Source organism: Propionivibrio sp. (assembly GCF_017995515.1).
Classification (GTDB): domain Bacteria; phylum Pseudomonadota; class Gammaproteobacteria; order Burkholderiales; family Rhodocyclaceae; genus Propionivibrio.
Window position 1 is genome coordinate 1 of the sequence record NZ_JAGOIT010000116.1, and the last position, 9,511, is coordinate 9,511.

Annotated in this window: 6 protein-coding genes; 3 read left to right on the forward strand and 3 right to left on the reverse strand. The window is 57.2% G+C overall.

Translation table 11 applies throughout. From position 1 onward, the window contains the following. Positions 1 to 243: 243 nt before the first annotated feature. A complete protein-coding gene (locus KBA32_RS14810) occupies positions 244 to 1,065 on the reverse strand; it encodes a flagellin (RefSeq protein ID WP_294360449.1) in 822 nt (273 codons plus the stop codon). A gap of 291 nt (positions 1,066 to 1,356) precedes the next feature. Between KBA32_RS14810 and KBA32_RS14815 the strand changes: the two genes are divergently transcribed. The 3 genes from KBA32_RS14815 to KBA32_RS14825 all read left to right on the forward strand — a co-directional run bounded on the left by KBA32_RS14815 (position 1,357) and on the right by KBA32_RS14825 (position 5,637). Next, positions 1,357 to 3,774: a tetratricopeptide repeat protein gene (locus KBA32_RS14815; protein ID WP_294360452.1), complete on the forward strand. Its 2,418-nt coding sequence runs from the start codon at positions 1,357 to 1,359 to the stop codon at positions 3,772 to 3,774. A 4-nt stretch (positions 3,775 to 3,778) separates the two neighbouring features. Continuing rightward, entirely contained in the window at positions 3,779 to 4,822 is a 1,044-nt protein-coding gene (locus KBA32_RS14820) for a tetratricopeptide repeat protein (RefSeq protein WP_294360461.1), read from the forward strand. Between the two features lie 143 nt (positions 4,823 to 4,965). Beyond that, positions 4,966 to 5,637, forward strand: a complete 672-nt coding sequence (locus KBA32_RS14825) for a class I SAM-dependent methyltransferase (RefSeq protein WP_294360456.1) — start codon at positions 4,966 to 4,968, stop codon at positions 5,635 to 5,637. A 38-nt stretch (positions 5,638 to 5,675) separates the two neighbouring features. Here KBA32_RS14825 and KBA32_RS14830 read toward each other — a convergent pair whose 3' ends face one another. Both KBA32_RS14830 and KBA32_RS14835 read right to left on the reverse strand, forming a co-directional pair. Beyond that, positions 5,676 to 7,421 (reverse strand): glycosyltransferase family 2 protein, encoded by a 1,746-nt coding sequence (locus KBA32_RS14830; protein WP_294360457.1) that lies wholly within the window; start codon positions 7,419 to 7,421, stop codon positions 5,676 to 5,678. 85 nt (positions 7,422 to 7,506) lie between these two features. Then, entirely contained in the window at positions 7,507 to 9,315 is a 1,809-nt protein-coding gene (locus tag KBA32_RS14835; protein ID WP_294360459.1) for a tetratricopeptide repeat protein, read from the reverse strand. Positions 9,316 to 9,511 lie beyond the last annotated feature (196 nt).

The following is a 9,511-nucleotide window of genomic DNA, read 5'->3' on the forward strand; positions in this document are numbered from 1 at the left end:
CTTGTCGGAAGATGATTGCACCGAGGAGGTGCTCTTTGCGCCCTCTTCCTTGGCGCTGGCGGTGTTTGCGGTATCGATTGAACGACCTGCCACCTCTGCACCAGGCGTTCTGGCGATGAGGTGTGAGGTTGCTGCACTATTAAGAGACTGGATGCTCATGATTTGACTCCTGTGCCAGACGGCCAACGGGCGCAGTAACGTTACCGCTACTGCGCCCTCTTGCCAAGGATGGGGCTAACCCGTTTAGCCTTGCAGCAGAGTCAACACGTTGCTGCCCAACTGGTTGGCTTGCGCAAGCATCGCGGTACCGGCTTGTTGCAGGATCTGGGAACGGGCCAGGTTGGCGGTTTCAGCTGCGTAGTCGGCGTCGAGGATGCGCCCGCGTGCAGACTGGATGTTTTCGTTCTGCGACTGCAGCTGGGTGACCACGCCTTCAAAGCGGGATTGCAGGGCGCCCAGTCCGGCGCGAGCATCGCTCACCGTGTTGAGTGCGGTGTCGATGGCCTCCATGGCGCCGGTTGCTCCGTCAGAGGTGGAAACAGCCAAATTGGACACCAGCGCCGAGAAGTTGCCGGTTACCGTGGTAATCGAGATTTGGTTTTCCGTAGTGATTCCAGCGCCGATCTGGAAACTCATCGTGCTGTCGTTGCCAAGAACCTGCTTGCCATTGAACGTAGTGGCCACTGCGATACGTGCAACTTCGTTCTGCAATGCCTGGAATTCCTGATTGAGTGACGACAGGTTTGTTCCGTCGTATTGGCCGGATGCTGCCTGCGTGGCCAGCTCGCGCATCCGTTGCAGGTGTGTCGCCATCACCGCCATGCCGCCTTCAGCCGTTTGCGCCAGCGAGATGCCGTCGTTGGCGTTGCGTTCAGCGACCGTCATGCCACGGCTTTGTGCGGTCATTTTCTCCGCGATGCCGAGACCGGCGGCGTCGTCCTTGGCGCTATTGACGCGCAGGCCGGATGACAAGCGCTGCATTGATGTCTTGAGTGTGCCTTGCGACGTATTGAGGTTGCGTTGAGCGTTAAGTGATGCAACGTTCGTGTTGATGGTAAGTGCCATGATGGTCTCCTGCTGAAATACACGTTTATGCAAATCCGCCGAAGTTCTTCAGCGGGAGGCTTGAGCCTGTCCAGAACTACTGTTTTTTCCTCTTTCGGGCATTTGTTTGCTGCCCTTGTTGCAGTTATCGACGCGTGTTGGACGAACTTTAGGGGCAACGGGGAAAAATACGCATGACGTGGCAATTGAACGGCTTTCCCCTTGTCCGCATGCGAAAATCCGAAGAATATCGCGGTTGGCTATGACGCCTTGACGCTTTGGCGTTCCTGAATTCTGTCTTGCGAGGTATTTATGTCGTCAGTTGTCGGAGCGTGCGGTTGTGACGAAATTGATGCGCGTCTGGAGGACGTGCACCAACTCTTCAACCGTGGGGAGTTGGCGGAAGCCGCGCAGCGACTTGAAATGCTCGTTGACGAGCAGCCTGATTGCGCAGAGGCGTGGGTATGGCTCGGTCGTTTGGCGCTGATGCTGCCTGACATTCCCGGAGCGCTCGATTTTTTCGGTGAAGCCCATGCGCTGTGCCCAAACGATCATCATGTTCTTGCGTGGCTGGGGGACGCGCAACGTCGCGGCGGTGACCTGGATGCGGCGCGTGCGAGTCTTCGTGAGGCTCACACACTCGCCCCTGACGATCTGATCGTTGCTTGCAAGCTGGCCAACTGCGATGTTGACGCTGGCCGTCTTTTCGAAGCGACCGAACTTCTGTCCGAAACGCTCACCCGCTTTCCCGCCGTTTCGGAGCTTTACCTGTTGCGAGGATTGACCTTGCGTCAGTTGAGAAAGAATGATGAAGCGGAAAGCGATTTGCGCACGTGTCTGACGCTTTCACCCGGAGTCGGTGCTGCATTGGCCGTTCTGGCCGATATTTACCGGGAGATGAACCAGATCGAGCAGGCGGTTGATTTTGTCCGGCAGGCCGTTCATTCGGCGCCCGATGACTATTACGTGCTGCGCGCCCAGGGGGACGTGTTTTTGGCGCAGAAGGATTGGAAAGATGCCGTCGCGTGTTACGACCGGGTGCTCGAATGGTCTCCCGAGGATGTTGTGGTCGCCCTCAATCGGGCGGTCGCGCTGGTCGAAATGGGTGATGCATTGGGGACCATCGATGCGTTGGAGAAGTGTCTGACCGTAGGCGCTTCAGAGCCGTGGGTGTACGAAATGATTGGTCTCGTTTTCGCGCACCGCGGGCAATGGGAGGCGGCACTCGAAAGTCTGGAGAAGGCCGTCGAGCATTCGCCGAACAGCGTCAATACGTGGAATGTACTGATCGTCGTCTATAACAAGCTCGGGCAAATGGAGAAAGCCGAGGCGGCGGCGAAACGAGCGTTGGAAATCGACCCTCGGCATGTTTCTGCCCTGGTTAACCTTGGCGGCTGGTATATCGATCAGGGGCGCCATGACGAGGGGGTCGCCTATTTCCAACGGGCGCTGGAGGCCGACCCGGCCAATGTCGCCGCGCACGCGGGTTTGATGTTCGGCATGTTGTTTTCGAGCCAGGCGTGTGCTCAAGACATACTCGACGCCGGGCGTCGTTTTGACCGGAATGTCTGTCAGCCCCTGAACAAGCATTATTCGTTTACGGAACGGAACCGCTCGCCAGAGAGAAAACTGCGCATTGGCTGGGTTTCAGCGGACTTGCGCGCACACCCTGTCGGGGCTTTCATCGCACCGTTTTTCCCGCAACTTGATCGGTCGTGCGTCGAGAGTTACGTGTACGACAATTGGCCGACGGCCGACAACGTGACCCTGATGATTCGTCCGTACGCGACGGTGTGGCGGACTGTACGCGGGATTGGAGATAACGCGCTGGCCGAGCTGATTCGTGCTGATGAAATCGATATCCTCGTTGATCTGAACGGCCACACCAGCGGGCATCGCCTGGGTGTTTTCGCGCGCAAGCCGGCACCGATCCAGGTCGAGTGGCTTGGTTATCCCGGTACATCGGGTATGTCGTCCATGGACTATGTGCTGGTGCCGAACGATGAGCACTTGCTGAAAGGGAGTTGGTGTGCGGAGACGCCGTGGGCATTGCCGAATGCTTACGGGGTGAGGGGGGGCATGCCGATGGTCGCCGTGCGCGAGCGCTTGCCGGTCGAGGAAAACGGCTATTTCACCTTTGCCTGCATGAATCGGTATTCGAAGGTCAGTGCTGCGGCGCTTGATTTGTGGGCCAGCCTCCTGCAGAGAACCGGGGATTCGCGGTTATTGTTGATTGGGCGAGGTGGTAAGGACGAGCAGACACTGGCCGACCTGCGGGCCCGGTTCTCTGCCAAGGGAGTCGATCCGGAAAGGTTGATCATTCTGTCGTCACTCCCGGTGGCCGAGTACTTCGATACCTACAATCGTGCTGATCTGTGCCTCGATCCGTTTCCCTTCAATGGCGGTACGACCGGTTTCGATTCGATCTGGATGGGTGTGCCGTTCGTGACGCTGAAAGGCGATGCATTGCATGCGCGGGCAGGGTCGAACATTCTGAAATACGTCGGGCTCGACGATCTGATCGCACTGGACAAGCAGGAATATGCCGACAAGGCGGCGGCTCTTGCCGGGGATTTGGCTGCTTTGCGCCATTACAGGGATAATTTGCGGGGGCGCATGCAGGCCAGTCCGCTGATGGATTGCGCGGGATTCGCACGGGGAATCGAAATGGTATTTCGCCAAATGTGGGAAAAGTGGTGCTTACAAGGGGAGCAAAATGAACGAGCATGACGTGATGGTGGAGGCCGGTATCTCCTTTCACCAGCGGGGCGAATTCGAGGAGGCGAATTCCTGCTACCAGCGCGCGCTGGCTCTGGCGCCCGATTCCGGCAAGACATGGCACCTCTGCGGCCGGCTGGCGATGGATATCGGCTTGCTCGGCGAGGCCGAGGCGTTCGTTGCCCGGGCGATCGAATTGGCGCCGGATGGCGCCGAGTATGCCTTGACCATGGGTGCCGTCCTGGCGGCGCAAGGCAAAAACGAAGAAGCGCGCGAGTTCTTCAACAAGGCGCTTGAACTCAATCCAGCGTTGGAGGAAGCGTACGTTGGCCTGTCCACGACGTTTCTTGCAGAGCGGCGCTTCGAGGAGGCCCGCGCCCTGGCTGAGCCGCTGAGCTTCCTTGGCGGTGCGGTCGGCAGTCGGGCGCTGGCGGTGGTCGGCGAGTGTGCTTTCGCCCAGGACCAGCTAGCCGGTGTCTTCAAGTGGTGGAAGACCCACGGCGTCGACCTGAGCGGCGGGATGATCCTGCACGTCGGCTGCGGACGCGCGACCTTGTCGAGCCTGCCGGCTGTTTTCCAGAATGGCAACTGGGGCGAGATCCGGCTCGACATCGACCCGGCAGTGAAACCCGACATCATCGCCTCGGTATCGGAAATGTCTCCGGTGCAGAGCGAAAGTGCGCAGGCCGTCTATTCCTGCCACAACATCGAGCACCTCTTCCATCACGAGGTGCCGGTCGCGTTGAAGGAATTTCACCGGGCATTGACGCCCGGCGGGGCCTTGGTCATTCGCACTCCTGACCTGCAGCTGGCATGCGAGATGGTGGCACAGGATCGCTTGTACGACACCGTTTATGTTTCCCCGGCGGGCCCGATCGCCGCCATCGACATGATCTACAGCTATCGCGGTTTTCTGCTCGACAACAACGTGTTCATGTTGCACAAGACGGGTTTTACCGCCACCACGCTCAAGGCAAAACTGCTTGAGGCGGGGTTCCGGTTCGCTTTCGTACGGCGTCTCGGTGGGGAACTTTTTGCGGTGGCGTTGAAAGACAAGTGACCTATTTCAAAGTGCGGTAGTCAACTTGTGCGAATTTTCGCGTCAGAACATACGGGTTGTATCGTTGATCGCGATAACCGAGAGAATCAAGCGTTGCTTTTCTGCGTGGCCAAACAAATTTTCACGAACAAGTAGGGGGAGCGATGAAACAGACACCCATCCATGAAATTGCCAACATGGATATTTTGAACTTGATACCCCCAGACTGTAAGCGAGTTATCGAAATTGGCAGCAGCTCTGGAGCGCTTGCAAGGGAGTACAAGAAAATCAATCCAGCCTGTCATTACACGGGCATAGAGATCGACGGGGAATATGCTGAGCAAAGCATGCGGTACTGCGATCGGGTTATACATGGCTCAATCGAGAGTTTTGATGACAATGACTTCAAGGCCCTCTTGCCGTCTGATTGTTGGATTTTCGCGGATGTCTTGGAACACCTTGTCGACCCATGGGCGTTACTTAGAAGAATTCGTTCGCATTCAACAGACGATACCTCGATCGTCGTCTGCCTGCCTAATGCTCAACACTGGTCAGTGCAAGCCAGATTGAACTGCGGGCGATTCGTCTATGAAGATAGCGGGCTACTGGATCGAACACATTTAAGATGGTTCACAAGGCTGACTCTGATAGAGCTTTTCAGCTCCACCGGCTTTCAGATAGTTAGCGCTGGTGCCCGCGTTTTTGAAACCATGGAGCCTGGGGAGGAAATTCGAAACGCGATCAAGATGATGGCAGAGGCGCTTGGCACGGATGCTGAAACAGCCATCAGTGATGCACTTGCTTTTCAGTGGGTCGCTCGGGCGGTGCCTGCCTGAAATACTGACGTATCATCGCTCAAACTTGGCTCGGGCGATTATTGGTGAGTTTCGGGCAGGTTTTTCTCGGGCGAGAAGATTTTTTCCCGCAGACGCGAAAATGCCTGGATGTAGTTGTTGTCGCGGGTTACGTTGAAGGCCAGTTTGAGCGCGTCGCTGGTGATGGCTTCGTCGTGGAAGCGGGAGGTTGGCAATGCGGACCAGGCGCAGTTGAAGGTGCTGTAAGGGGCCGACGTCCAGCTTTCCGTCGTCAGCATCAGTGAGGCAATGCGCTCGATCAGGAAGACCTTGCGGGGAACGGCGCCGGGGTAGGTTGTTCCCCGATTCAAATCCTGCGCCAGGGCTGAAGTGTTCTTTTCGCAGATCGAGAAGATCCGTTCGCCGATTTCCAGCCAGCGATTCCAGAATTTCTTGTTCGCGACAAAGTAGTTACTGAATACAACCTGTCGCGCGTCCATCACGAGAGACCCGATATCGGCGCCGATCGACAGTTCTGCCGCGAGCTGTCTTGTCGATGCCATGAATCCGGGATCGAAGGCTTCTGCCTGCTCGAAGGTGTTGAGGAAGAATGCGCCCATGTCGGCTTGCGGGCTGAATGTGAATACGTCCGCAGGCGTGCCTGTTTCAAGCAAGAATTTCCTGACACCGTTGCCGTCCAGTCCTGTTTTCTCTACAAACTTCGGCGAGAAGAAACCGTAATACGCGTGCTCCTGAAGTTCATTTTCAAGCAGATAGCGCCGGATGGCCCAATACTCCCGCCAGTCCGGGCGTTCGTTGGCGAGGTTGTCCAAGCGTTCCGTGCCGCCAATGGCTTGGGCGTTGGTTTCCTCCGAATAGACGATGGTGAATAGCCGAATCTGGTCATCGGTAACCGGTGCCGGCGTCGTCCTTTCCTCGGTCGCTTCGGCGGCGAGAAAATGGACTTTCCCATCAGCGCTCGGGGTGATTTTTTCTACTCGATCGTCGGTTCCTTCGCGCAGAAATGCCAGCATCGCGTTCATGTAGTCCTTGGTTTTTTGGAGGAAGTTCAGCGCCATGCCATCTTGCTCCTCATTGCGGTCGTACTGGATAAACCACTCGTCACTGCGTTGTGTGCCTGCCGGCAGGTCGGCTGCACCGATGTTCTGTTTGGTTCTCTTGAAGTACTCAAGGCTCTGCGTGGGATAGTGATTGATGCGAAAAATATCGTAAGTTGGTTGATAGTCAGCCATGAGTCCGGCGGTTATCGGGCGGAAGTGCTCATCTACTGTGCCGTTTCCGGTTTCAAACAGGTGGGAACGGTTGGGAAATACTTGTTCACTCCCCTTGACGATGCTCTTGATGTGGCTGTTTGCGTAGAAAGTGTTGTCACTGTGCCGCAGGTAATTCTCAAGTAACAATCCCTCGGGCTCGGTGATGTGTCCGTTACTTCCGTAACATTTCCAGTAGACGCCGAGCGCCGACAGCTTCGTGTCCTTGTAGCTGTTCAGCGCCTCAGCCATTGAGTCGTTCTGTGTCGGGAAGAGAAATTCGTCGCCATCGATGAAGGCAATCCAATCCTCTTTGGTGCCGAAATTGCTCCACGCATGGTTGTAGGCGATGATTTGCGGCCAGTCGTCCGCTTCGAGCGAGAAGACCTGAATGGGGTATTTCTGCGACAGGCGAAGAAGCGTTTCCGTCATGCCATCGGTCGTCTTGTGCGCGTAGATGTAGAACTGGTCGAATCCGACGGCCAGGTGGAACGCCAGCCATTCAATGATGTAGGGGTTGCGATTGCGCTGGATCGAGGCGATGGCGATGGTCATGGCTCAAGTGGTCGGTTCGTTATCTGTGGCCGTTGTCTTGTCCGCGCCACGTTGTTGCTGTGGGACGGGGCTTATGCATGCGACTTCAGGGCGCCCTGGTTTGCGCTATCAATCCTTTTAGCAATGCTTCGTAGTTGTGAACGAAGCGCGGCGTGTCGAAAAGAATACCTTTGTCACGTGCGTCGCTCAGGCGCTCCTTCAGTTGTCGACAGGCGCCCGGCTCGGTGGCCAATGCGACGGCCTTGTCTTCGTAGTCCTGGATACTGCCGGTGATCAGGTTGGGGAGTCCGGCCGCGGTCAACAGAGCTCCTGCCATGCGCGAAGCGAAACAGCGCCCGCTCAGCGTGAGAATCGGCAGGCTCATCCACAACGCGTCGTTGGCGGTGGTCCCGGCGTTGAAGGGGAATGTGTCAAGAAAGAGGTCGGCCAGCTGGTAACGTGCGAGGTAATTCTGTGGCGAGGTCCGTTCGGAAAAAACGAGTCTGTGCTCATCGACGCCGTGTGTTGCCGCTTGTTTCCTCAGATTCTCTTCGGCCCACTGATTGTCTGATAGTAGCCACAGGACGCTGTCCGGCACGCGGTGCAGAATACGCATCCAGGCTTCGAATATTTCAAGCGTGTACTTGTTGTTGTTGTTGAACGAACAGAAGACAAACCCGCTCGCCGGCAGGCCACAGCTGTTGCGTGACGGCGGCGGGGCGCACAGGCGTTGTCTGTCGCTGATCTGGTAGATCTCCGGCATGTAAAGAGGCTTCTCGGAATAGTAGTGCGCAAACTCTTCGGGAATCAGGAAGTGGTCTGCGAGTACGTAGTCGATGCAGGGCAGGCCAGTTGTCGCAGGCAATCCGAGATAAGTGATCTGGATCGGGGCCGGGCGACAGGAGAGCATCGTCGTGCGGGCGCCGCGCGTCTGTCCGTGCAGGTCGATCAGAATGTCGATTTCGTGGTTGCGGATCAGTTGCGCGGCAGACAAGTCGTCGAGCGCATCGATGCGTATGAAATGGTCAGCGGCGTCGATGATTCGCTTGCGGAGTGCAGAGCCGTCTTCCGGTGACCAGCAGAATGCAAAGACTTCAAAGTTGTTCCGGTCGTGCAGCTCGAACAGTTCAACCGTCAGCATGGCGACGGGGTGCAGGCAGAAGTCGGACGAGCAGTATGCGACGCGGATCTTGTCGTGCCGATAGCCAGTGGGGGGGGCGAGGACTGGCAGATTCTCAGGGATCTTGCGCCGCGAGTAGCTGGTCGCCGCCGCCAGTTGTGCGTCGGGGTCGTCTGAAAGACTCAGCATCGCCAGTGCGGAGGTGGCTGCCTTCATTTGGTCGTGCGTAACCTCGCCCACCGGTGAATAGACGGGCCAGCAACACATCTTTTCCCGGAGGAATACCCAATGGTGGATGGCGTCGGGCTGTTGCGGGTCGAGTTCCAGGCTCTTTTCGAGATTGGTCAGTGCATCGCCGAACTGCTTCAGCGATTCCTGTAGTCGCCCCAGGTGATTGTGGGCAGAGATCCTCAGGCTCAGGTTTCCCGGTGTTTCCGGGCTGGCGTTTTGTGTGACCCACTGCCATTCCGTGACGGCCGCATCGAACCGGCCGAGACGCTCGTAGGCAAGGCCCAGATTGAGGTGCGGTTGAATGAATCCCGGCGCGAGTTGCGATGCTCGCGAATACGCCTCGACAGCCCCTGCGACATCGTTCTCGGCAAACAGCAATGTGCCCAGGTTGAAGTACGCGAAATGGTTGAACGTCGTCTGGTGTCGATCAAGCCAGGTGCGGTAAAGCACCACGGCAAGCACGCGTCGATTGTTCTGTTCCAGCAGGCTGGCTTGCTCAAGCAGGCGCGAAAACTCCAGCTTCCCCGTCCATGCGAGATCGATGATTTCTGCGTAGTCGTCCATGCGATGTGCGCCCGTCACAGGGCTTCATTGGAACCCGGTGCCCGAGTGTATCGGAGACGGGCGAGCACCGTCTAGCAGCCTGTCGGACTTTCCCTTTGTGTGAGATAATGACGTATGCGTAATGACGGAGCGAGCAGATGTCGAATTTCATAGTGGCAGACCGCAAGACGGACTACTTGCTCCCGCCGTCGGTGGA